Here is a 21,227-nt window from a genome sequence, read left to right on the forward strand (position 1 = left end):
ACGGATCGTTCCCCCACATCCGGTCGATGCCGGATTTCCAACAGTGACCAGAGGGTGTCGGACGCGACGGCCGCCCGGTCAAGGGCGGGAGGGCGTCAGGCCCCTCAGGGGCGACCTTTGGCGTCAGGGCCCAAAAGGCCCAGATCACGAGCGAGGCCGTCGAGTCGCGCCAAGGCCTCGCCGTTGGCAGCGAGCGCCATGCGGGCCCGGTCGAGGGCTCTTTCGGCTTGCTCGCGCTCGCCCAGCACGCTGTAGGAACGCACCAGCCGCATCCACTCGTCGGGACTGCCGCCCTTTGCGCCAAGGCGCCGGTCGAGGGCTTCGACCATGCCCCGCACGGCGGCATCCCGCTCGGCCGGGGGCATGGCGCGCACGGCCGCCATGGCGGCCTCGGTGTCGGCGCGAGCCTCCGGCGATGCGGCCTGGGGGGTCGCGGCTTGTGGCTTCGCAGCCTGCGCCTGGCCGAGGCCGAGCTCCGTCGCCGCCGCTTCGACTTCCGACAGACCCTGACGGTTGCCGTCGAGCGCCGTGCGCGCCCGCACCAGAGCTGCCTGGGCTTGGTCCCGCTCGCCGAGCACGCTACGGGAGCGGATCAGCCGGATCCACTCGTCCGGCGTGCCGCCCCCGTCCTTCAGGCGAGCATCGAGCCCATCGACCATACCGCGGATGGCGGCCTGTTGCTCGGCGGGAATGGTCCGGGGCGCCTGTCCCTGCGCGGGTGGGGGAGCGGGCTCGCCCTTCAGCCGGGCGAGGGTCGACCGGACGGCTCCAAGCCACGGGGCATCGGGCGCGCTCACGGATTCGAGGGTGGTGAGTTGGCGGATGGCTTCGCCGGTATCGCCCGCCTGCTCGGCGGCACGGGCGACGTAGAACCGTGCCTTGGCCGCCTTGGGGTCCTTGGCGAGCGCCCGCTCGAACAGGTCCTTCGCCTGTGGGGAGACGCTGCCGTCACCGGCGGCGGTCAGGGCCTCGCCCCAATCGGCCAGGGTCTCGGGTGAGTCGCCCTTGAGCCGGGCGATCTGTCCATAGGCGCGGGCGGCGTCATCGAAGCGGCCCGTGCGCATGTAGACGGGCGCCAACACCTGCCAGCCACGGGCGTCGTTCGGGTCCCGGGCGAGGCGGGCCTCGATCTGGCCGACCGCCTTGGTCAATTCGTCGTTGCCGCCCCGTGCGGCAACCCGGTCGGCCTCCGTCTGCGCGGGCAGTTCCGGCGAGCCGTAGAGGCCGTAGGCGATCAGGGCGACGAGGGGGATGGTCGACAGGGCGAAGGCGGAGGCCGCGCGGCGGCGGCGCAGACGCGGCTCCGCGAGCGTCGGCGCATCCTCGGCCGGCCCGACCTCTCGGCTCGCCCGGAGCAGGCGGCGGGCGGCCTCGGCACGGGCGGCCTCGGCCTCCTCTGGCGCCATCAGGCCGCGCTCCACGTCGCGGGCGATCTCGGAGAGCTGATCCTCGTAGAATGCGGTTTCCGTCGCGACGAGCGCCTCGGGCTCCTCGCGGCGCGTGTCCGCAACGCGGCGCGACATCGGCCACAACAGGCAAAACACAGCCGCGGCAGTCATGCCCGCCAGGATGAACCAGATCGCCGTCATCAGATCCCGCGTACGAACCGGATGGGTCCGGTCTTCATATGGTGGCGGCTCCGACCTGACGTCATGCCTCGGACGAGCGGTACGGTGTCACTCATGTGAGCGCCGCTGACAACCCTTGCCGTAAGCCTCTGACGAGGCCCCCGCTCAATGCCCGGCCACCCCGGCCGGAGCATCCCCCGGCACTTCGAGCACTGCCCGCAAGCCGCCGAGCGTCGCCTGATCGAGGCTGAAACGCCCGCGATACAGGGCCGCGAGATCCGCGACGATGGAGAGGCCGAGCCCCGAGCCCGGCTTCGATTCATCGAGCCGCCGCCCCCGTCCGAGCACGGCCTGCCGCGCATCGGGGGGGAGGCCCGGCCCGTCATCCTCGATGGTCACGACGAGATGGTGATAACCCTCCCTCGCGATCACCTCCGACCGGATCGAGACGCGGCCGTGGGCCCATTTCGACGCGTTGTCGACGAGGTTGCCGACCATCTCCTCGAAATCCTGCCGCTCGCCCCGGAAGCGCAGGCCGGGCGGCACGTGGACGTCGTAGGCGATGTCCTTGTCGCGGTAGATCTTGCCGAATGTGCGCACGAGGCCCGCCAGCGCCGGCTCGATCTCCGTCGATGTGCCGAGGGTCCCCGCCAGCGCCGCCGCCCGCGCCCGGTCGAGGTGGTAGTTCACCTGATCGCGCATCACCGCCGCCTGCTCGCGGATCTTCTGCGCCAGATCCTCCGGCGCGTCGGACGAGCCGACCTCGTTCACGATGATCGAAAGCGGAGTCTTCAACGCATGGGCGAGGTTGCCGACCTGGGTGCGGGCGCGCTCCAGGATTTCCCGGTTCGTCTCGATCAACAGGTTCACCTCGCCGGTGAGCGGCGCGATGTCACGGGGATAAGTCCCGGTGATGCGGTCGGCTTCGCCCTGGCGGATGGCGCCCAGCGCCGCGCGCATCTTCTTGAGGGGCGCGAGGCCGAATCGGATCTGCAGCAGCGTCGTGATCGCCAGCGACGCCCCGAGCAGGGCGAAGGTCATGTAGAGGGCGTTGCGAAAACGATCGACGTCGTTGACGATCTCGTCGGCAGGCCCGGCGACGCGCACCGTGTAACGGCCCTCTTCGCCGAGATCGACGTCGCGCTCCATGATGCGCAGGAGTCGCCCGTCCTGTCCCTTGCCGTAGCCCTGACGGATCTGGCCGACGCCGACCTTCCCATCCGCGTCGGTCGCGGGTGGCAGCGACACGCCGACGAGAGAGCGCGAGGTGCGGATGTCACGCGGCTTCGCATCGGGCTTGCCCACCTGCCAGTACCAGCCGGACAGGGGTAGGTCGAAGCGCGGATCGCCCAGCGAGAAGGTGCGGCTCTCGGGGTCGTTCGGGGTGACGAGGTCGGTGGCGAGGTTGTTGGTGAAGACGAGGAGGCGGCTGTCGAAGGCGCGCTCGGTGTTCTCGCGATAGAGGGTCGTGAGAATCCAGGCGGCGATCAGCAGAATCGCCGAACTCGACAGGAAGGCCGAGACGGCGAGGCGAACAGCGATGGAGCGCCGCCGCAGGGCCAGAAGGTCGAAGAGGCGGTGCATCGGCGCGCCGGTTCCGGGATCGCTCACACCGGAGCGGCGGCGTCGTAGACCACCTCACCCCGCCCCGGCAACCGGGCTACGTCCATCACACTCTGGCCGCCGGGTGGTTCGGATCCACGAGGTAGCCGAGGCCGCGCACCGTCTGGATGAGATCGACCGCGAGCTTCTTGCGCAGGCGCCCGACGAAGACCTCGATCGTATTCGAATCGCGATCGAAATCCTGATCGTAGAGGTGCTCGGTCAGTTCGGCGCGGGAGACGACCCGGCCGGTATGATGCATCAAATACGACAGCAGCCGGTATTCGTGGCTCGTCAGCTTCACCTGAGCGCCGTCCACGAAGACCTTGCCCGAACGGGTGTCGAGGGTGACGGGGCCGCAGGTGATCTGGCTGGAGGCATGGCCTGCCGCGCGGCGCAGCAGGGCGCGCACGCGGGCCATCAGCTCTTCCATGTGGAACGGCTTGGTGACGTAATCGTCCGCCCCGGCATCGAAGCCGTCGACCTTGTCGGACCAGCGGTCGCGAGCGGTGAGGATGATGACGGGGGTCTTGACCCCCGCGCGGCGCCACTTCTGCAGAACGGTGACGCCGTCCGCCTTGGGCAAGCCCATGTCGAGGATGATGGCGTCGTAGGGCTCGCTCTCGCCGAGATAGCCGCCCTCCTCGCCGTCATAGGCCTTGTCGGCGACGTAGCCCGCCTCTTCCAGCGCGGCGACGACCTGCCGGTTGATGTCCTTGTCATCCTCGACGACGAGCAGTCGCACGTCTCACTCCATTCCGGTCGGCACGCTTTGAGCGGCGCGCCGTCAGTATTGACCCGCGACCTTACCGGTTCGCGCATCCACGATGACGTGCACGAAGTGCCCGTCCCGGCGCAAGGCCGTCAGCATGTAGACGAGGCCGTCCTCGATCCGGCACAGGCTGGCCCGTTGGATCTCGGCGCGGGGGATGACCGTGCGCGCGGCGCGGATGGCGGCGATGGGCTCGATCACCCGGCGCTCGCCGACCTCCTCGCGCATGTCGGCCGGAGAGAGGCAGGTCTCGATCCGGGGGGAAGGTGCGAGGGCTGCCTGAGCGGTCTGCGTCGCCGGGGCATCCTCGGCCATGGAGCCGATCCCGCCCACGGCGAAGGCCGCGATGGTCAGGCAGATGGCAGAGAGGGCGATGGCGTAGCGCATTGGGCTGAGCTTTGTTCCCAAGGCACTGAATAGGCCCTGAATACGGGTGCCGTCCCGGCCGATGCGGCGAGGATCCGCCGGTCGTGGCTCAGTTCTCGGGCGTGAGGCGGCAAAACTTCTCATGGGATGATCGTGCGCTGCACACCATGACGAGCGAACCCGCCTCCGGTTCCCTCTTTGTCTGGGGATGGAGCTTCAGCCCGAGTTCTGCGCCAAGATGAAGGCTGCCCACCAGGACGAGTGGCGCCGCGAGGGTGAGCCATAGCCGCGTGAGGATTCGATCGGCCTTGAAGGGCATCAGCTTTCTCCCTTGAGGATCGTCCAAAGGGACCGGAGCACCGGCAGACGCTCAGCGATCCAGGCCGCTTGATCCGAGAACCAGTGCGCCACAGCCGCCGCGCCGAGGAAGGCCACGACGACGACGTGCTTGAGGCGCCGCAGGAGGTTGCTCAGCACCTGCCGCTCGATGCGTTCGTCCACGATCTCATCGAGAAGGGCGAGGCGTCGCTCGTCCTGACGCGCGAACCAGCGGTTCCAATGCGGCGGAAGGCGGATGGGGCGAGGGTGAAGGCCCTGCGCCGCATCGCCCTCGTCCGGGTCGGGGGGCTCGGAAGACTCGATACCCATCGCGCTCCTCCGTGCCCCCGCCCCCGCCTTACCCCCGGTGGGGCGGTTCGGCCGCGAGCAGCCGCAGGGCGGGCTCGAGGACCGTCTCCTTGCTGGCCCGCTCGTCGAGGAGCAGCGCACCGAAGATCCGCGCCGCCACGCCCTCAGGACCGCCCGCGCCACGCACGACGCGGGCAGGGGCGGTGGCGAGGACGTGCTTCGTGCCCTCCGCGACCACTGCCGGGGCGACGTCGACGCCGACCCTGTGACCGCGCACGGCACCGGACACGGCGTTCTGGCCGTAATCGGCGCCCGCGCGGATCGCCGCCTCGACCCGCTCGCGGGTGAGGATGGACGCGGCCCAGGGGGCGGCGCGGGCGATGCCGGCCGTGGCCGCCGCCGCCGCAATGGGCACGAGCGCCGAGGTCACGGTGGAGAAGAGCACGCTCAGCCATTCGCCCCAGGGGATCGCAGCGGCCGGCTCCGTCCCGGTGGCGAAGGCGGGAACGGTCGTGCAGAGCAGGGCGAGGATCAGCGAAACACGTGTCATCGGCGTCTCCTTGGCGGTGTGGAAAGGGATTGGACGGGGCACCCACGGATCGCCGCGAGCGCCCGGCGCGCCCAGACGAGGCGGCGCGGCAGGGCGGGAATGCCGGGGCGCTCGAACAGGCGGCAGACCGTCTCGGTCGCCTGCGCCAGGGTCATGCTGCGCCTCAGGGCCGCTAGCGCGTCGGCTTCCGGTCCGCGCAACTCCGCGACGAGGTAGCCTTCGTTGGCGGCATCGGAGGCGGGGTCGAGGCCGTGTGCTTGGCTCCATCGCTCCATCGCGACCCGGCGTGGGCCGGTCCACTGAGCGAGACCCCAGCCGCCACGGGAGCCGCGCTTCAGAGGCGCGATCTCCTGGAGGTCGCGGAAGCCTCCGGTCTCATGGCCTAGATTGCCAAGCAGCCCCGCCGCCTGGACATCGGTGAGGGCGAGGTCGCGCATCAAGACAGGCCCCAACCGCGCGCAACGGGCGGTGAAGGGATCGATGGCGGACACGCCGGGAGAAGGAGGTCGCACCATGGCACGCTCCGGAGTTCGGGACAGGTTCGGAAGAGGTCTTCGGCCGGACTAGACGGCCTCGGAGATCAGGCAGATCTGGAGGGCGGCCGAATCTGCGGAGGCCGTTGGTTCCGTGTAAGAGTACAGCCGTAGACGATCACCCGCGTTCTGGACGGTCATCCGGCTATAGGCGAAGGTCGAGCGAATGGCGCTGCCCGTTCCGGTAAAATGCCAGAGGAACCAGGGACCGTCGGCTTCGTCGGTATAGACGCCAAGACCGTATTGGGTGCCGGAAGCGGTGCGGTCGACAAGGCGGAGATTGGCGTCGATCTGATAGATCCCGGTGCGTGGGCAGACATACCAGTTGTTGGTAGAGTCCCAGTTCTGCCCATCATCGGACAAGATGTTCGGCATCGCGATTCGGTGGAACCCATTGTCCAGCACCTGTTTCGGGCCGGGATAGGCGACCGAAGTAAAGGTGCTGCGGTTCGCCGTCGGCTTCCGGCCCGCGACCGTCCAGCGGCTGACGCCGTCGCTTTGCAGGGAAAGGAACGCGTAGGGCGTGTCGAGCGTCAGCCCCGGCATGCCGTTGATCGTCTCGCTCGACGCGGGGTGAAGGCTGAGCGTCTGCGAGGGCGAGCAGGCGCCGGTCTCGTCCAGGAACGTGAGGTTCGTGCCCAAAGGAAACGTCGAGGCGGATGGCAGGGTGAGCGTCCGGGACGCCGTGAGCTTCGTGATCGCAACGATCCGGTCGGTCGCCTGGACGGTGTAGTCGGCATCCGAGATGGCCACCCGCGACGGCGCCAGGGCCCGCTGGACATAGGCCGTCGTCGCGAGCTGGGTCGAACTGTCCGTAGAGGCGGGGGTCGGGGCGACCGGGCTTTTCGCGAAGGAGATGATGCCCGTCGCCGCCGCAGCGGTCAGGGCTGTGACGAAGGCCGAGCCGTCGGATGACGTCTTCAGCACGAAATCGTCGCCACCGAGGGTTCCGAACAGGGCGCGGCTCGACCAACCGGTCTGAAAGACGAAGCCCGCATCCCGGCTCGCCAGCTTCTTGTTGACGGTAAAACGCGCGTCGCCCGAGCCGGGCGTGACATCGTCCCAAGAGAACAGGGCGGCATCGGATTTCAGGGCCAGCCGGTTCGTGGCGTCGGCCTGCGTGTTGATGCCGAGCCGGTCCGAGGCACCGGAGGAGGTCAGCGGCGCCCAGGCCTGCCCGTCGAAGACGTAGGCGCGCTTCTCGTCGGCGATGTAGGCGATCCAGCCCGCAGCGGGCACGGCACCGACCCAGACGCCGTCCGTGAACCGGACCACCTGCCCCGAGAGCCCCAGGCAGGCGCCTGTGGGAGAGGAGGCGGTGACGAGGTAGCGGTCGCCCTCGGCCGGGCTCGCCGGAGGTGCGCCGAGATCCTTATCGAGGCAGGCGAGTTGCACGAGGCCGTCGAGCAGCGCCAAGGCTTCGTTATGGGTCACGTGCTTCTGAGCCTGCCCCGCCGCCAGCAGCGGCAAGCCGAGATGGGTCGTGACGTCGGACATGGCATGAACCTCCGGGATCAGGCGCTGCGAATGGGGATGAGGGCGCGGGTGGCCGGGCCGGGGCCCGCCGTCGCGCCGACCTGGGCGACCGCCACGTCGAGGGCGCGCTGCGGGCCGCCGAAATCGGCCCTCTCCGTGTCGGCCGCATAGATCAGCGCAGGGGCGTCGGCCGCCATCGATCGCACCGCCCGGCCGCTCGCGAACAGCGTGACGAGGTAGCTTTCCGAAGGCTCGTCGAGTGGGATGTCCACCGGCTCCCAGGCATCAGCAGAGCGGCGCGCCTGGCGGATCCAGCTCAGGCGGACATCGCCCTTCACCCGCCGCGCCCGCAACTGCACCGGCCTGAGCGGCTTAAGCGCGCCGAGCCCGGCGGTGGCGTCGAGGGAGGCCATGGCCGGATCGGCGGGATCGAGGCCCGCCGCCCCGATCCGGTAGCGGAAGGCCCGGCCCGCCTCGTCGAGGCGATCAACCAGGGGCGTCACGGCCCCGTCGTCGAGCCGCACGATCAGGCTCCCGGCAGGTGCGCCCCTCGCCGCTCCCGCCTCGCTTCCCGCGAGCCCGCGCAGCAGCCCGGAGAGGCGGAACGTGTCGGCCCCCGTCGCCTCGGCGCCCATGGCCGACAGGATTTCGACCGTGCCGTCCGGCGCCAGGATGGCGAAGAGGTTGCCCCCTGCCAGCATGGCCCGAAGGGAGACCGAGGCGAGCGACCCGGCCCGCCGCAGCATGACGGCGAGACTCGCGCCCCTGTCACGGCGCCAGACCGGGCCGGGCGGCAACTCCGACAGGGTGAACCCGAGGCAGGCGGGAAATTCGACGCTGCCCTGGACGGCGAAGGCACCGCCGGCCTCCGCGCGCCAGACGATCAGCGGACCCGGCCAGGGCTCGGCGCCGACGGCGAGGTATTGGAGACCGGTGGGCGTGCCCCAATCCGCCGGAAGGTTCAGGGCGACGGGAAAGGGCGCGCCCGGGGCAGGCACCGCCGAGGCCTTCGGGGCTGCGGGGCTGCGCGGAACCAGGCGGACCGGGCCCATACGGGGCGGCACGCGGCTCGCCTCGATCCGCCGTCCGGCGGGGCTGTCATCGATCCGCTCGACCCGCACCACCATCGCCGGGTCCGGCCCGTCCGATGGCAAGGCGAGGCAATCGCCGGGCTCCACCTCCTGCCGCCGGGGGCTGAGGGTGAGAACCGCGTTGTCGCGGGCGGCGATGACCCGGTCGAGCCAGTCCTCGGCGAGCCCATCCCCGACCTCGCGGCGGGTGACGATGGCGGTCTCGATCCGCGTCTGCCCCCGTCGTCCGCCGACCGGGCGCGATGCGGCGGCGTTGGCCCGGCGGTAATCGAGGCTGTCGGACTCCGTGACCGCGATGGACACGCTCAGCGGCAGCGCGCTCTCCTCGGCCCGCACCCGGCGCAGGGTCGCCGCCTCCTCGGAGACCCGGACGAGATCCGCCTCCGCGAGGACGAGAGGTGGATCGTGGCGCGGCCCCCGCAGCTTCAGGGTGCCGCCATTCGCGGAGACATCCAGGCCATAGACCTGTGCGAGAGGTTCCAGGGCACCGCGTGCCGTGAGCGGCCGGTCGATGACGTAGCCGTCGAGATAGGCCGCCGCCTGGACCGCGACGGAGGCGTCGAAGCCGAGTTCGGTGAGGATGCGCTGGATCAGCAGATCGAGGTCGCAGCCCTCGATCCGGCCGGTGATCCAGTGCCCGAGCCGCCATTGCGGCGCATCCGCCCAGGTCGACGTCATGTCCGAGAAGACGGGGAAGGGTCGCGCGTCCCAGCACCAGACGAACAAGCAGGCCGGATCGACCATCCGCCCGCCATAGACCGTGGAGACCGGATTGTCGGAGGCCGAGAAGCCCGGCGCGACGGGGTCGAACCGGGAAAGCACCGCTTCGACGCCACGCAGCTGGATCAGGTCCTCGCGCAGGCCGCTCGATTCGGGCGGGAAGGCATTCTCGGAGGATTTCGGATCGGGGAAGACGTTGGGGCCGTTCGTGCCCTTGTCGACGGCCGGGACGCCGAGTTCCGTCAGCCAGATCGGCTTGCCCCCCGGCACCCACGCGGTGGCGCGGGTCTCGACGCCACCCTCGCGCTCGACATGGCGGTTGGACCACCAGCCGACGAGATCCTTCGGCCGGAAGATCCACGCCTTGCCATAGGCGCCGTCCGTGATCGGTACCCTGTTCTGGGCGGCGCGGGCGGCTCCATCCGGATAGAACCAGTCAAAGGCTTCACCCGAAGCCCCGGCGGCCTTCAGAGAGGCGCGGTCATGGATGTCGCCTGCGAGCGCGAGGTCGGCATGGGCGGGGGTATCGCGCCAATCGGTGAAGGGCGGATACCAGTCGATGCCCACCGCGGCGATGTTCGGATCAGCGAACAGGTCGTCGAGGGGGAAGTGGATCGTCGCTCCGCCGTCGCGGACATGGGCGCCGTATTCGGTCCAGTCGGCCGCATAGACCAGGGGTACGCTCGCCCCGGCCTTGGCGCGCACCTCGGCGGCGAGGGTTCGCAGCGCCGCCACCGCCGGATAGCCCGAGGCGCCGCGCACCCGCGTCAACCCGACGAGTTCGCTACCGATGAGCAGCCCGGCCACCCGGCATCCGGACGCGACCCATCCGGCCACGAGGTCCGCGTAATGCAGGACGAGGGCGCGGTAGCCTCCGGCGAAGAAGGCCGCGACCTGCGCCTCGGCGGCGGCGGTGCCGTCGGGGCTGCCGGTCACGCCGGGGGCAGGATCACAGGTGATGCGCCCGCGCCAGGGATAGGCCGGCTGGGACGCGCCCGGATTGCGGGGATCCGGCAGGGCGTTGCCCGGCGGCACGTCCATCATCACGAAGGGATAGATGACCACGTCGAGCCCACGCGCCGACAGTTCGGCGACGAGGCGCCCGAGCCCGGCATCGGACGGCGTGCCGCCATAGGCCGGGGTGACGCCGTCGGCCAGGCGGGACACGCTGCCCACCGCCGCGCGGGTGAGCCCCGCGACGCTCCATACGTCGCCCGTCGTCGTCTTGGTGCCGGTCTCGACCTTCGGTGCGACCCGGCAATGGCCCGCGCGCAGATCGTCCCCGAACCACGCCACCACCACGGCGACCCGGCGCAGGTTCGGGCACAGGGCCTGAAGCGCGTCGAGGGAGGCGAGCACGTCGCTCGCACGTGCCTGCTGATGGCGGTTCGCGCTCTGGGTGCGGCCGCAACCGAGATCGACGGTCACGGGAGCGGGATCGAGGACGAATTCGCCCGCGCCGGGAATGAGATCGACGGCACGGATCAGGCGGCACAGCCCGTTCACCGGCCGCACCACTTCGAAGGAGAATTGCGGGATGCGGTTGCCGTATTCGGCGAGCGGCAGGCCCTCGAACACGACGTAGGCGAGGCCGCGATAGGCCGGGGTGTTCTGTGCCCCTTCCTTGGCGACGATCAGCGGGTCGGCCGCCTGATCCGTCGTGCCGGTGTGCAGGCGCCACGTGACGCGGGTCAGATCGATTTCGGCCCCGTCCGCCCAGATCCGTCGAACGAAGGCGATCTCGCCTTCGCACAGGCCCACGGCGAGGTTGGCGAAGTAGGCATAGGCGGTACGCACCGTGCGCTGGCCGCTGGCGCCCTTCGATGGCGCTGCCGCCCGCTCGACGGTCGTATTGGCGACCTCCAGGGGTCGTGTCGCCCAGATCAGGCTTCCGCCGATCCGCGCCCGCCCATAGACGCGCGGGATCGGATCACCCTCGGTCGAGGTCAGGCCCGAGACGTCGGTGAGGCGCGGCCCCTCCACGAACTTCGTCTTGCGGCCGGAACCGAACAGGGCGCCGTCGATCACCGACCCGAGCGCCGACCCGGCGGCACGGCCGAGCCCGCCGCCGATGGGGCCCCCGATCGCGGAACCGAGGGCGTTGCCGACGGTGGAGAGGACCAGGGTCGCCATGGCGGGCTCCGTTCGGGTCAGGGGCGCGGCGGAAAGCGGAAGGCCCCCGCGAGATGGCGCCGCCACCAGGGGGTGAGGGCGACCTCCGTCACCTCCGCCCGGTCATGGGCGTGGATCATCGCGTCGGGGCCGGAGGCGATGGCGCAGTGGCGGGCGGGCAGGTGCGCGCGGAAGGCGAAGAGCAGGACGTCGCCGGGCCGGAGCGCATAGCCGCCCAAGGGCTCGTCCACCGGCAGGAGATGGCGGGTGGCGGCCTCGATGAACGGATCGTTGCCCGGCGGCGCGGATTCCGCCCAGGTGGCGCTGTAGGGCGGCGGGCGCTCAGGCTCGGACCCGTACAGATCGCGCCAGACCCCACGCAGCAGGCCGAGGCAATCGCAGCCGACGCCCCGGAGCGACGCCTGATGGCGATAGGGCGTACAGAGCCAGAGGCGCGCCCGCATCACCGCCTCCATCCCGGTCTCGTCGGCGCTCATCGGAAGTAGCTCCCGCCATCGAGGACGGGCTCCGAGCCGGGCACGCCGTGCAGCAGCGCGTCGTTGCCGGGCATGTGCGGGAAGCCCTGGAAGTTGACGGCATTGGCGAAGCGGTCTCGGCAGGTGGCGAGGCGTTTGTCGCAACCCGCCGTGAGGGTGAACGTGTCGCCGACAGCCACGGCGCGCGGGGGCGGCTCCCACAATTCCACCAAGTCGCCCGCCTGCAGCCGCAGATCGGCGGAGTGACCCGCATTGGCGCCGCCGGTCCAGACGAGGCGCCCGCCGGTGAACAGCCCCTCCGCATGGTTGCCGTCGAGGGCGACGCCCAAGGTCGCGGGCTCGGGTAGGGCGAGGACACGGCCCTCGGCCCGCCAGGGGGACAGGTCGACCCGGCAGCTTGCATCGCCCAGATGGGCGCAACAGGTCGCCCGATAGCTCCGCCCGACCTCGGCATCGAGCCGCGCGGCGACTCCCCGCAACTCGGCGACGAAGGCATCACCTTCGCGGCGGATTTCGCCGATCGTGCCGATATCGAGGAGAAGGCGCGTTTCGGGGTTCGTCCAGTCCACGAGCCACGTCTCGACGCTCGCTCCATCATAGAGGCCGCCTGCGATGTCGGCCTCCGTCAGGCCGAGGGAGGAGAGCGCTCCCGCCACGTCGCCGCCGGAGACGGCGAAGCCCGCTTCCGCGCTCGCCTCGGCGGCCTCGAGCCCCGTCCGGGCAGCATGGACAAGCCCGGCCAGGGTCAGATCGCGATCATGGTCGGTGAAGCCGAGGGCGGTGCCGTCGCGGCGGCGGAGCGACCAGCACCGGCACAGCGTGGTGACGCCACCCGCGACATGCGCAGTGAAGGCAGCGGGCAGATCTCTCACGGCACGATCTCCACGAGCGGCACCTTCGGGATCTCCCCCGCCGTGAAGGCGGCAAGATCGACGGTGAGGTCATCGGTGTCGAAGCGGACGGGCACGTCGAAGGCGAAGCCCGCCGTCACCGTGGCGTTTGCGGCGGGGGCCTTGGCGAGGGTGACGAGGCCTGTCGTGGCATCGCAGGCGAAGGCGGAGGCCGGGAGCTCCACGCCCGCCACGGCCACGCGCACGCTCCCCGCCACCGGCTTGGCGATGGCCCGGTGATAGGGCGCGAAGGCGCCGCCATAGGTCTTGGCGAGGGAGAATGCGACGCTTGTCCCGTCGCCTGTCCCGATGGTCTGGTCGAAGGGGCCGGGTGCCTGGCCCGGCGGGCCGGAGCGGAAATCGACCCTGTCGCGGTAGCGGAAACCGTAGAGGCGTCCGCGCCGCTCTTCGAAGAAGGCGATCACCGCGTGGAGCGCGTCGAGGCTGCGGATGCCGAAGCCGGCATCGTAGCGGCGGCGGGAATGGGCCCAGCGTCCGTTGCGGTGCTCGCGCCCCGAGGCCAGGCTGACGATCTCCGTCAACCTCTGCGGACCGCCGCTGCCGCGCAGCGCCACGTCGAGGGGGAACAGCACTTCGTGGAAGTCGTCGGCCATGGCGCCCTCCCGGTCAGAGGCCGCGCTGGCCGCGAGCCACCGCCCGCGCGAGCGTGGCAGCGACCTGCGCTTCGGATCGGCGGAAGGCACTGGGGTCGGGCGTCGCGATGGTCACATTGATCGAGACCGGCCGGGGTGAGGCCGCCGCCGCGACGCCGAGTTTCCCATCCGGCCCCCGGGCCAGCGGCATGATTGCCTCGGGACCCGCCTCGCCCATGAGCCCGGCGCCACCCGCCATCGGGAAATAGGTCGGCGCCGCCACGACCCCGCCCGTCGCGAAGGGCGTGACCCGCCCGCTCCGGAACACGCCGCCCCGGGCGAAGGCAGGTGTGGCTTCTTCCGTGTCGGTTTCCGTCAGGGATTTGAACAGGCTTTCGAAGCCGGATCGCAGCGGGCCGCTGGCCGCCTTGGCGGCAAGGGTGGCGAGCCGTGCCCCGATCGTGCCGAGCACGCCATCGAGGCTTCGACCGGAAGTGGCGCTGCGAGCGAGTGCATTGGTCAGGCTGCGGCCGAAATCCTCGGACAGGCGATTCAGGGTCCCGAGCTGCGCGATGCGTGTCGCGGTTTGACGGTCGGCATCGGTCTGGTCGCTCATGGCGTGTTCCCTGCGGGGGACGGATCGGGATGGGCCGCGAGCAGACCCTCGAAGGCGGCGCGGCTCAGGGGGGCATTGCCGCCGGGGAGAGGCAGGGCGGCGGCGAATTCACGGGGTGTGGCGGCCCAGAAATCGGCGGGTCGCCAGAAGAGGCGCCCGAGGGCGAAGGCCAAAGCCTCGTCCCAGGGAAAGGGCCGCGAGGGGGCGGGGCTCAGGCCTCGCTCTCCTCCCCCCGCGGCAGCGAAGGGTTTTCCGGCTGACTCGCGCCGAACGCGGCTTCCAGAACCTCGCCGAGGGCGGCGATGACCGCGCCGAGATCACCCGCGAGGGGCAGGCGGCGGACCTCCTCGTCCGGAAGGTCATGGCCGCCGCCGCGAAGGGCCGCGCCGAGAAGGGCGATGAGATCGCCGGTCCGGGGTCGGCCGGAGGCGAGGCGCCCGGCGAGACCAGCCAAGTCTTCGGCCCGGAGGGCCTCCTCCAGCTCGGCCAGCGCTCCGAGGGTGAGGCAGAGGGTGTAACGGCGTCCGCCCAGGGCGAGCGGTATCTCTCCGCGTCTGCGATTGGCCATGGATCGCCCCTCGCTCAGGCTGCGGTGAAGGCGATCGCGCCTGCGGATTCGAGGGTCATGTCGAACGTGACCTCGCTCGCATGGTCGCCGCGATAGTCGAGGCTCGCGATCTGGAATGGCCCCTCCATCGTGCCGAAGGCGGGGACGACGATCTGGAAGGCGGCAATCTGCCCATCGAAGAACATCTGCCGCAGACGGATGTCCGACGCCTGATCACGGAACACGCCGGAGCCCGAGACCGAGGCACGGCGGACCCCCGCCCCGGCGAGCAGTTCCCGCCAGCGCCCGGCGGAATCGGCATTGGTCACATCCACCGCCTCGGCGTTGAGCGTGAATTGCCGGGTCCGTAGACCCGCCACCGCGACGTAGCCGCCCGCCCCATCACTTGCCCGGATCAACAGGTCCTTGCCTGCCTGCGCGCCCATCTCATCCTCCTCGTCAGATCGTCTCGGTGACGGCCTCGGCCGTCAGGGTGGCGCGGGCCTCGCCCGTGCGTTCATCGCGGTTTGCCTTCAGAGCACTCACCCGCAGGGTCACGAGACGGCAGCCCTGGAGCGGCATGTCCGGGGTCGAGAGCAGCGCGGCCATGCGCGCGGCGGCGTCGAGGGCCGTGCGCACGGAGCCCGGCTTGGCGATCACCGCCACCTCGTGCCGGTGGCGATGACGCCCGGCTCCATCCACGGAGTCGTCCCGAACCTCGGATTCGCCAAACAGCGCGTAGACCGGCACGGCCCCACGCGGGGGCTCGTCGTAGAGCCGGACCGACCCGCCGAGCAGGGCCTTCAAGGCCGCGTCGGCGGCGAAGCGGGTGAGCACGCCCGCGCGGAAGGCCAGAAGGGGACTCGGATCGCTCATGCGGAGACCTCCGGCGGCAATTCCTCGACGTCGCAGACGATGTCGCGCCCGCATTCGTCGGGATCGGCGACGCTGCGGATCGAGAAGCGGCGCGTCCCGGCGCTGAGGCGCATGGAGGGCGACAGGCCGGTGCGGGCTCGCAGGGTGATGCGATGGGTGACGAGGCTGTCGGTCCGCCCCCCGCGCGGGCGCTGGACAGCGCCGAGGGTCGTGATCGCGCCCCAGAGGACGGGGCCGGGCACGAAGCGGCGGAGCACGCCGCCGAACCCGTCCGGCTCCTCCACCGGCCGTTCGAGCACGAACCGGCGCCGCCGCGCCCCGAGAGGCGGGCGTCGGTCAAAGGATGCCATGGCGGGCTCCTGTCGGGTGGAAAGTCAGAGACGCAGGCGGCGCGAGGGCGCGGCGAGGCGGCGGGCGTCATCGGGGGGCCTGTCGGCCTCGTCGCCCCGGTGTTCGTAGCGGGCGGCGGCCAGCCGCAACACGGCGAGCCGCAGATCCTCGGGGATCGGGGGGCCATCCCCGCCAAACCCGGCGGCGACCTCGATCACGATCGTCGCCAGGCCGGGATCGGGCAGGTTGCCGGTGAAGGACAGGCCGGGCGCCTCCAAAGGGTCCGGCCCGATGGTGACGAGGCCTGCAGGAAGTTCGGTGATCGTCCCGTCAGAGGCCGCGAGCCCGGCGCGGACGAGGCCGACGAGGGGGCTCAGCGGCAGGGGCAGCCAGCCCTCGGCGGGCCACCGGGCCAGGGCGATGCGGAAGCGCCCCGGGACGAGCACCCGGCGCGCCTCGGTCTCGAGGCTCACCCGCGCGGCCGAAATGAGCCTGGCGAGCAGGGCGTCCTCGACCCCGCCGTCTTCGGGATCGAGACGCAGGTACAACCGCAATTCCATCACGGTCACCGGCTCGACGGGGATCGTCGCGGCGCGTATCGGGGTCATCGCGCGGGTCTCCTTCAGGACGTTCGATGCCGTTGCCCAGAGCCGTGCTCGCCTTCTGCCTGATGCTGCCCGCCTTTCCGGCGGCGGCCATCGTGGGCGGGACCGAGGCTCCGCCGCAGAGCGCGGTGATGGTGTTGAACTCGGCGGGCGGCGTGTGCAGCGCCGTGGTGCTGGCGCCCGATGCGGTTCTCACGGCAGGCCATTGCGCCGCCGGGCCCCATGCCCTGCGGGTGCATTACCGCGGCACGGACGGATCGCCCGTCCTCGTCGAGGTGGCGGCGCGCGCGATCCATCCGGGCTACGATGCGGGCGCCGTCGCCAAGCGGCGTCGCTCGGTCGACCTCGCGCTGCTGCGCCCGTCCGAGCCCCTCCCCGCCCGCTTCGCCCCGGCCGATCTCGGCGCAGGCGAGGCGCGGACGGGCGAGACCTTGACCCTCTCGGGCTATGGAGCGTCGAAGCCCGGCGATCCGCGCTCGACCGGCACCTTCCGCAGCGTGGCAATCCCGGTGGTCGAGCCCTACGGCCCGAGCAAGCTGTTGGTCTGGATGCAGGGCGCCCGGGGGGCTGGGGCCTGCCAGGGGGATTCCGGCGGGCCCGTGGCGGGTGCGGACGGCGCGGTCCTCGCGATCACGGCCTGGATCGGCGGGAGCTGCGGCGGCCTGACCCAGGCGGTGCGTGTCGCCCCGCACCGGGACTGGATCGATAGGACATTAAGTACTTGGAACGTCTCGGCCCATTGGCAGCCCTGAGATGTCCAGAAGCAATCGGTCGATTCATTGAGTATTGCGGAACTTGAGCTTGGCCGACCGGTTTGTCCGGTCTACCGTCGTCTGGGCTCGGTTCGCGTTGCGTCACCTTGGCCATATCCGGAGTCCCCGATGCCTGCCCGTTTGCCCCGCACGACCGGACCGCGCAGGATGAGCCTCCGTCTCGCCGCCGGTTTGACGGCCTTCGCCGGCCTGTTCGGAGCCATGCCCGCCGCGCAGGCCGTGATCCAGGGCGAGGTCGCCCGTGATCCGAACGGCACCCGCACCTTCGTGGTGCGCGTCGAGAGCACGGATGGCGAGATCTGCTCCGGCACGCTCATTGGCCCGGACCTCGTCCTCACCGCCGCCCATTGCGTCATGCGCCCGGCGGGCTACCGCGTGGTCAGCGTCGATCGCGCCTTCCGGCAGCACCGCGTCAACGTCATCGCCGCGACGATGCATCCCGATTTCGTGCCCGGCACGACGCCGGAGGACCAGCCGGGGGTCGACCTCGCGCTCCTCAAGCTCTCCCAACCCCTCGGGGCCGACTATCTCCCCCTCGATCCGCGCAGCGCCGGGTCCATCGGCACGGGCGACACGGTGGAGATCGCTGGCTACGGTGTGGTGGCCGAGAATCGTCGCGGCAGCGCGCGGGTGCTGCGTCAGGCGGCCCTCGTCTCCATCGGCTCCCTTCAGGTCGCCAACCGCGTCACCGTGGTGACGGATCGCCGTCGCCTCGCCGAGACGGCGGGCGCGGGCGCCTGCCTCGGGGATTCCGGTGGGCCGATCCTGACCGGCGGACCGGGCGCTTATCGGATCGCCGGGGTGGTGAGTTGGTCGAGCGGCGCCATCCAGCAGGGCGCCCGGCGCACCGCCTGCGGCGGCTTCACCGCCGTGACGCCCGTGGCCGAGCATGCGGGCTGGATCGCCTCGCGGTCGGCCGAGCTAGCGCAGGTCCAGCCCGGCACCGAGATGCCCCGCCGTCACCGCGGCGACTGGATGGCCCGCCCCGGCCGGCGCTGAGACGCACCGGCCGTGACGCTGAGAGCCGTGCTTGCTTTCGCCGAACCGGCTTCCACTTCGGCGGCAAGCACTCGAGCAATCAGGCGAACTTCAAGAGCTTGATCGCCTCGAAGTCCTGCACCCCGCCGCCGACGCGCTTCGTGGTGTAGAACAGCACGTAAGTCCTGTTTGGTTTGGCACTAACAACTCAGGGGGTGCGTCGGTTTAGCGCACCCCGCATGCTCGGGGCCTGCGACTGTGCATGAGTGCACTTTAGGAGCCAGCGAGGAGTTGACCAGCGCGTACCTCCCCAAAAGCCACCACAAAGCCAGCCATGAGTTCTGCGAATAGCGGCTCTGCGTGGTCGAGATAGGTAGCGTCGCGGAAAATATTCTGCTTGCGCGTGGTCTGCTGCGCTAGCACCTGCTCGATGGTGTCAGCTTCCGCATCTGTGGCCCGTACCCAGATGTCCTTCTTGTAGGTGATCACCGGCACGACCGGCGCGGGCAGGTCCACGATGTTGAGCGTGGTCTCATCGAAGCCCTTCTGCTCAAACAGGCGGTGGGGCTTGTCGATGGTTGGGTCTACTCCCCGGATCACGATGATGCGCTCCTTGCCCACGGGCATCTGCTGCACGAGGGTGGCGCGAAGCACGCACTGGATTACAGCGCCCCTGTCGTCGGACAGCACCGTAGCCAGCACGTCGTTAGCGTCGAAGGCATCCGCTTTGTGCGCCCAATTCTCGTACCAGTCCAAGCCATCCGAGGTGCGCTGCATGAACAGCGCATCGCCGGGAGCAAGTTCGGGCCTTGTATCAGGGGTGTAAAAATCGAAATCACCTAGAATTTCAATGCTGGTGTAATCGCTCATTCAAATACCTCAAACATAACCGCAGGCATACCAGTTGCCGTTGCTGTCGCTCATCTGCAATTGGCGACCGCGACCGCCGGTGGCGTACCCGCTACCGTTGTTGCTCTGTAGGCCGGTGATCACACCGCCGCCCCAGGGCTCAGCCATGTTGGTTCCGTAGTTGCCGCAGTTGAGTTCGCCCACGTATGCCAGTCGGGCACTCTTGTTGTTGATGCGGTTGGTTGCAGTGTTCAGTCGGTCGTTGGCGAAGTCCGCGCAGCGCTGTTCAATACGCCCGTTGATGTCGCCAATCTGCTTCGTCCAGACAGACCCGTCCGTCCCGATGGACATATAGGCGTCGCCATTATCGAGGTTGATGTAGTAGAGGCGGTTGTCCTCGCGTAGCTGCCAGGCCGAACGAAGCCTACCGCCCCAGAGGAACGTGACGTTCGGGTATTCCTTGGAGATGACGAGGTCGCCACTCATCGTGTCGCCGGTCTTCTGCACGGCGTTTCGCGACCATGCAGCCGCCCGGTCCTCGATGCGGGTGTTCAGGTCGCCAATTTGTGCGGTCCAAACCTCGCCGCTCGTACCAATCGTGACCTTAGCGCCGTTCACGTACTCGATGTTGAAGCGGTTATCGCTCGGGCTGTGCTTGAGGCGCCAAGTGAAATCGCCGTGCCCATAAGGGACGTGGCAGAAGTCCATATAGGCGAAGCCGCCCCCGTCCCGGTTCGTCAACTGAACGAACGGGTAGTTCATGTCGATGTAGAGGCCGCCAGACATCGTGTCGCCAGTCTTGGCAACGCGCTCGTTTGAGCGAGCAATGGCAAAGTCGCTGGCACGGTTTTCGATACGGCTGTTCAGGTCGCCCAACTGGGATGTCCAGAACTGACCGGCATCATTCACGCGAGCCTTCCATGCTCCATCGCTGCCGAGGAAGCCAATCCATCCGCTGTTGTTGTGCAGCGAACGATCGCCCTCGTCGCTGTCGGTCATGATGATCTGCGAAGAAGGCTGACCGCGACCCACGATGAAGCGACCGCTGGTGCTCAAATCACCATTAAAGATGCCACCTGCCGCTGCCGTGAAATTACCGGCTGGATCAATGCTGCTGTAGCGATAAGCGCCGGGCGCACCAGTGCGTACCACGAAGTTGTTGGAGCCGGTGTCGGTGTAAACGTAGGTGTTACTGCCACCGGCATTGAGGCCAACACCGCCGAAGTTCACAACCGCGTTGAGATCGGCTTTGGTGCCAGGGTTGAAGTTACCGGGATGCCAGACGTCAGTACCGTTCACGCGCGGCGCAGCCTTGGTGTCCCATCGACCTGCACGGGCATCGTAAAAGCCGTTGATCGAGCCATCGTAAGTGCTCAGGCCAAGGCCATTCCACAGCAGCATGCGCACGTTGTGGGTGGCATACGTGGCAGCATCACCGTTGCCTGCCTGGAACTGGTTCGTGCCGGTGCCAGCGAGAGTGAGAGTGCCGACCATGTTGAGGATAGGCGCGCTAACAGCACCCGAGAATGCAGCGCCAGCTAGATCAGCCTTGAGCGCGGGATTGAAATTGCCGGTTGTCCAAATGGTACCGGGAGCACTGCCACTGAGAGTGAAGTCCTGGCTAGCACCATCGCTGGGACGCACCTGACGGAACAGCCAGTCATTGCCTCCACCAGCGTTCTTGGTGCTGTAAATCTTCTTCTGACGGAACGAGGTTGCGGGTGCGCTGGTGTCTTCCAGGGCCAGCACGCTATCGCTGGCCTTTTGGATGCTAACGTCGTCGGTGAAGTAGCGCGTGCCCACGGGCTGGTGCAGGAAGTTGTTGCCCGATACCACCACGCTAACAACCTGACCCTGCACGATCTCGTTCGCTGCCATTGCGCTGCCATCAGCGCGCAACAGAGGTCGAGTACCAAGGCCGTTGATGTTGAGCGTAGGCGCGGCTGTGTTGGTGAAGTTGGCAAAGAAGCGGTAGATTTCGCCGGTCACATAGCCTTCGGGCGGCTGAGAATACGTGAGCACGTAAGCGTTGGCGCTGCCCGTGCTGCTCACCATGACGTTGCTTCGATCAAACGAGCGTTTCACCGCTCCCATGAGAGCGCGAACCACACCACCAACCTGACTGGGCAGAATGCCACTGGGGAAGCCGTTGGGGCTGGGCTGGGTATTGCTGCTGTCGGCTTCACTCCAACTGGAGTTAGTTAGGTCTGCCATTCATCACCACTTTTCTTATTGTTGGAGGCTCCGCTATTTATC

General features: G+C 69.3%; 24 protein-coding genes and 1 pseudogene. 2 read left to right on the forward strand and 23 right to left on the reverse strand.

The features are described from left to right. Positions 1-104: 104 nt before the first annotated feature. From ccmI to J4O73_RS02370, 20 genes are all read right to left on the reverse strand, one after another. Positions 105-1,589, reverse strand: coding sequence for a c-type cytochrome biogenesis protein CcmI (ccmI, locus tag J4O73_RS02275; RefSeq protein WP_426214274.1), 1,485 nt, complete (start codon positions 1,587-1,589; stop codon positions 105-107). Between the two features lie 144 nt (positions 1,590-1,733). Then, complete coding sequence (locus J4O73_RS02280; protein ID WP_426214275.1) at positions 1,734-3,152, reverse strand: sensor histidine kinase; 1,419 nt, start codon at positions 3,150-3,152, stop codon at positions 1,734-1,736. 85 nt (positions 3,153-3,237) lie between these two features. Then, positions 3,238-3,915 carry a response regulator transcription factor gene (locus J4O73_RS02285; protein WP_378968539.1) on the reverse strand — a complete coding sequence of 226 codons (678 nt, stop codon included), beginning with the start codon at positions 3,913-3,915 and terminating at the stop codon, positions 3,238-3,240. Positions 3,916-3,957: 42 nt separating this feature from the next. Then, a complete protein-coding gene (locus J4O73_RS02290) occupies positions 3,958-4,329 on the reverse strand; it encodes a PepSY domain-containing protein (protein ID WP_426214276.1) in 372 nt (123 codons plus the stop codon). A gap of 88 nt (positions 4,330-4,417) precedes the next feature. Next, the gene (locus J4O73_RS02295; RefSeq protein ID WP_426214277.1) at positions 4,418-4,627 is read right to left on the reverse strand and encodes a hypothetical protein; all 210 of its coding nucleotides are present in this window, start codon (positions 4,625-4,627) and stop codon (positions 4,418-4,420) included. Then, positions 4,627-4,956, reverse strand: a complete 330-nt coding sequence (locus J4O73_RS02300) for a hypothetical protein (RefSeq protein ID WP_426214278.1) — start codon at positions 4,954-4,956, stop codon at positions 4,627-4,629. Before J4O73_RS02300 ends, J4O73_RS02295 begins: the two co-directional genes overlap by 1 nt. 28 nt (positions 4,957-4,984) lie before the next feature. Next, positions 4,985-5,485, reverse strand: a complete 501-nt coding sequence (locus J4O73_RS02305) for a hypothetical protein (RefSeq protein WP_426214279.1) — start codon at positions 5,483-5,485, stop codon at positions 4,985-4,987. Beyond that, positions 5,482-6,000 carry a phage tail tip lysozyme gene (locus J4O73_RS02310; RefSeq protein WP_426214280.1) on the reverse strand — a complete coding sequence of 173 codons (519 nt, stop codon included), beginning with the start codon at positions 5,998-6,000 and terminating at the stop codon, positions 5,482-5,484. The genes J4O73_RS02305 and J4O73_RS02310 overlap by 4 nt, the downstream gene beginning before the upstream one ends. A gap of 48 nt (positions 6,001-6,048) precedes the next feature. Continuing rightward, positions 6,049-7,515 (reverse strand): DUF2793 domain-containing protein, encoded by a 1,467-nt coding sequence (locus tag J4O73_RS02315; RefSeq protein WP_426214281.1) that lies wholly within the window; start codon positions 7,513-7,515, stop codon positions 6,049-6,051. 17 nt (positions 7,516-7,532) lie between these two features. After that, positions 7,533-11,438, reverse strand: a complete 3,906-nt coding sequence (locus tag J4O73_RS02320; RefSeq protein ID WP_426214282.1) for a baseplate multidomain protein megatron — start codon at positions 11,436-11,438, stop codon at positions 7,533-7,535. A gap of 17 nt (positions 11,439-11,455) precedes the next feature. Continuing rightward, a complete protein-coding gene (locus J4O73_RS02325) occupies positions 11,456-11,914 on the reverse strand; it encodes a peptidase P60 (protein ID WP_426214283.1) in 459 nt (152 codons plus the stop codon). Next, positions 11,911-12,786 (reverse strand): DUF2163 domain-containing protein, encoded by an 876-nt coding sequence (locus tag J4O73_RS02330; RefSeq protein ID WP_426214284.1) that lies wholly within the window; start codon positions 12,784-12,786, stop codon positions 11,911-11,913. Before J4O73_RS02330 ends, J4O73_RS02325 begins: the two co-directional genes overlap by 4 nt. Beyond that, on the reverse strand, positions 12,783-13,418 hold the full coding sequence (locus J4O73_RS02335; RefSeq protein WP_426214285.1) for a phage distal tail protein, Rcc01695 family: 636 nt from the start codon (positions 13,416-13,418) through the stop codon (positions 12,783-12,785). The genes J4O73_RS02330 and J4O73_RS02335 overlap by 4 nt, the downstream gene beginning before the upstream one ends. Positions 13,419-13,431: 13 nt before the next feature. Next, positions 13,432-14,013 (reverse strand): phage tail tape measure protein, encoded by a 582-nt coding sequence (locus J4O73_RS02340; RefSeq protein ID WP_426214286.1) that lies wholly within the window; start codon positions 14,011-14,013, stop codon positions 13,432-13,434. Further along, the gene (locus tag J4O73_RS02345) at positions 14,010-14,228 is read right to left on the reverse strand and encodes a phage tail assembly chaperone (RefSeq protein ID WP_426214878.1); all 219 of its coding nucleotides are present in this window, start codon (positions 14,226-14,228) and stop codon (positions 14,010-14,012) included. Before J4O73_RS02345 ends, J4O73_RS02340 begins: the two co-directional genes overlap by 4 nt. Then, positions 14,225-14,581, reverse strand: coding sequence for a gene transfer agent family protein (locus J4O73_RS02350; protein WP_426214287.1), 357 nt, complete (start codon positions 14,579-14,581; stop codon positions 14,225-14,227). The genes J4O73_RS02345 and J4O73_RS02350 overlap by 4 nt, the downstream gene beginning before the upstream one ends. 14 nt (positions 14,582-14,595) lie before the next feature. Further along, a complete protein-coding gene (locus tag J4O73_RS02355) occupies positions 14,596-15,006 on the reverse strand; it encodes a phage major tail protein, TP901-1 family (protein WP_426214288.1) in 411 nt (136 codons plus the stop codon). 13 nt (positions 15,007-15,019) lie between these two features. Then, positions 15,020-15,436, reverse strand: coding sequence for a tail completion protein gp17 (gene gp17, locus J4O73_RS02360; RefSeq protein ID WP_426214289.1), 417 nt, complete (start codon positions 15,434-15,436; stop codon positions 15,020-15,022). Further along, positions 15,433-15,786 carry a head-tail adaptor protein gene (locus J4O73_RS02365; RefSeq protein ID WP_426214290.1) on the reverse strand — a complete coding sequence of 118 codons (354 nt, stop codon included), beginning with the start codon at positions 15,784-15,786 and terminating at the stop codon, positions 15,433-15,435. Before J4O73_RS02365 ends, gp17 begins: the two co-directional genes overlap by 4 nt. A 24-nt stretch (positions 15,787-15,810) precedes the next feature. After that, the gene (locus J4O73_RS02370; RefSeq protein ID WP_426214291.1) at positions 15,811-16,374 is read right to left on the reverse strand and encodes a head-tail connector protein; all 564 of its coding nucleotides are present in this window, start codon (positions 16,372-16,374) and stop codon (positions 15,811-15,813) included. A gap of 26 nt (positions 16,375-16,400) precedes the next feature. On the opposite strand from J4O73_RS02370, the gene J4O73_RS02375 reads away from it, so the two are divergent. Both J4O73_RS02375 and J4O73_RS02380 read left to right on the forward strand, forming a co-directional pair. Further along, positions 16,401-17,123, forward strand: a complete 723-nt coding sequence (locus J4O73_RS02375; RefSeq protein ID WP_426214292.1) for a S1 family peptidase — start codon at positions 16,401-16,403, stop codon at positions 17,121-17,123. A gap of 168 nt (positions 17,124-17,291) precedes the next feature. Beyond that, positions 17,292-18,143 (forward strand): S1 family peptidase, encoded by an 852-nt coding sequence (locus J4O73_RS02380; RefSeq protein ID WP_426214293.1) that lies wholly within the window; start codon positions 17,292-17,294, stop codon positions 18,141-18,143. 79 nt (positions 18,144-18,222) lie between these two features. Here J4O73_RS02380 and J4O73_RS02385 read toward each other — a convergent pair. The 3 genes and pseudogenes from J4O73_RS02385 to J4O73_RS02395 form a co-directional block, all read right to left on the reverse strand. Next, positions 18,223-18,324 (reverse strand): annotated as a pseudogene (locus tag J4O73_RS02385) (phage major capsid protein); the annotation flags it as partial. Between the two features lie 71 nt (positions 18,325-18,395). Continuing rightward, positions 18,396-18,992, reverse strand: coding sequence for a hypothetical protein (locus J4O73_RS02390; RefSeq protein ID WP_426214294.1), 597 nt, complete (start codon positions 18,990-18,992; stop codon positions 18,396-18,398). Between the two features lie 9 nt (positions 18,993-19,001). Next, entirely contained in the window at positions 19,002-21,185 is a 2,184-nt protein-coding gene (locus J4O73_RS02395; protein ID WP_426214295.1) for a hypothetical protein, read from the reverse strand. Positions 21,186-21,227: the final 42 nt, after the last annotated feature.

This window comes from Methylobacterium sp. NFXW15 (genome assembly GCF_049887755.1).
In the GTDB taxonomy this organism is placed as follows: Bacteria; Pseudomonadota; Alphaproteobacteria; order Rhizobiales; family Beijerinckiaceae; genus Methylobacterium.

What these genes read in the sequence shown, in the direction of transcription:
- ccmI (WP_426214274.1), bottom strand. Translation starts at nt 1,589, where the DNA reads ATGACGGCGATCTGGTTCATCCTGGCGGGCATGACTGCCGCGGCTGTG.
- J4O73_RS02280 (WP_426214275.1), bottom strand. Translation starts at nt 3,152, where the DNA reads ATGCACCGCCTCTTCGACCTTCTGGCCCTGCGGCGGCGCTCCATCGCT.
- J4O73_RS02290 (WP_426214276.1), bottom strand. Translation starts at nt 4,329, where the DNA reads ATGCGCTACGCCATCGCCCTCTCTGCCATCTGCCTGACCATCGCGGCC.
- J4O73_RS02295 (WP_426214277.1), bottom strand. Translation starts at nt 4,627, where the DNA reads ATGCCCTTCAAGGCCGATCGAATCCTCACGCGGCTATGGCTCACCCTC.
- J4O73_RS02300 (WP_426214278.1), bottom strand. Translation starts at nt 4,956, where the DNA reads ATGGGTATCGAGTCTTCCGAGCCCCCCGACCCGGACGAGGGCGATGCG.
- J4O73_RS02305 (WP_426214279.1), bottom strand. Translation starts at nt 5,485, where the DNA reads ATGACACGTGTTTCGCTGATCCTCGCCCTGCTCTGCACGACCGTTCCC.
- J4O73_RS02310 (WP_426214280.1), bottom strand. Translation starts at nt 6,000, where the DNA reads ATGGTGCGACCTCCTTCTCCCGGCGTGTCCGCCATCGATCCCTTCACC.
- J4O73_RS02315 (WP_426214281.1), bottom strand. Translation starts at nt 7,515, where the DNA reads ATGTCCGACGTCACGACCCATCTCGGCTTGCCGCTGCTGGCGGCGGGG.
- J4O73_RS02320 (WP_426214282.1), bottom strand. Translation starts at nt 11,438, where the DNA reads ATGGCGACCCTGGTCCTCTCCACCGTCGGCAACGCCCTCGGTTCCGCG.
- J4O73_RS02325 (WP_426214283.1), bottom strand. Translation starts at nt 11,914, where the DNA reads ATGAGCGCCGACGAGACCGGGATGGAGGCGGTGATGCGGGCGCGCCTC.
- J4O73_RS02335 (WP_426214285.1), bottom strand. Translation starts at nt 13,418, where the DNA reads ATGGCCGACGACTTCCACGAAGTGCTGTTCCCCCTCGACGTGGCGCTG.
- J4O73_RS02340 (WP_426214286.1), bottom strand. Translation starts at nt 14,013, where the DNA reads ATGAGCGACCAGACCGATGCCGACCGTCAAACCGCGACACGCATCGCG.
- J4O73_RS02350 (WP_426214287.1), bottom strand. Translation starts at nt 14,581, where the DNA reads ATGGCCAATCGCAGACGCGGAGAGATACCGCTCGCCCTGGGCGGACGC.
- J4O73_RS02355 (WP_426214288.1), bottom strand. Translation starts at nt 15,006, where the DNA reads ATGGGCGCGCAGGCAGGCAAGGACCTGTTGATCCGGGCAAGTGATGGG.
- gp17 (WP_426214289.1), bottom strand. Translation starts at nt 15,436, where the DNA reads ATGAGCGATCCGAGTCCCCTTCTGGCCTTCCGCGCGGGCGTGCTCACC.
- J4O73_RS02365 (WP_426214290.1), bottom strand. Translation starts at nt 15,786, where the DNA reads ATGGCATCCTTTGACCGACGCCCGCCTCTCGGGGCGCGGCGGCGCCGG.
- J4O73_RS02370 (WP_426214291.1), bottom strand. Translation starts at nt 16,374, where the DNA reads ATGACCCCGATACGCGCCGCGACGATCCCCGTCGAGCCGGTGACCGTG.
- J4O73_RS02375 (WP_426214292.1), top strand. Translation starts at nt 16,401, where the DNA reads ATGCCGTTGCCCAGAGCCGTGCTCGCCTTCTGCCTGATGCTGCCCGCC.
- J4O73_RS02380 (WP_426214293.1), top strand. Translation starts at nt 17,292, where the DNA reads ATGAGCCTCCGTCTCGCCGCCGGTTTGACGGCCTTCGCCGGCCTGTTC.
- J4O73_RS02390 (WP_426214294.1), bottom strand. Translation starts at nt 18,992, where the DNA reads ATGAGCGATTACACCAGCATTGAAATTCTAGGTGATTTCGATTTTTAC.
- J4O73_RS02395 (WP_426214295.1), bottom strand. Translation starts at nt 21,185, where the DNA reads ATGGCAGACCTAACTAACTCCAGTTGGAGTGAAGCCGACAGCAGCAAT.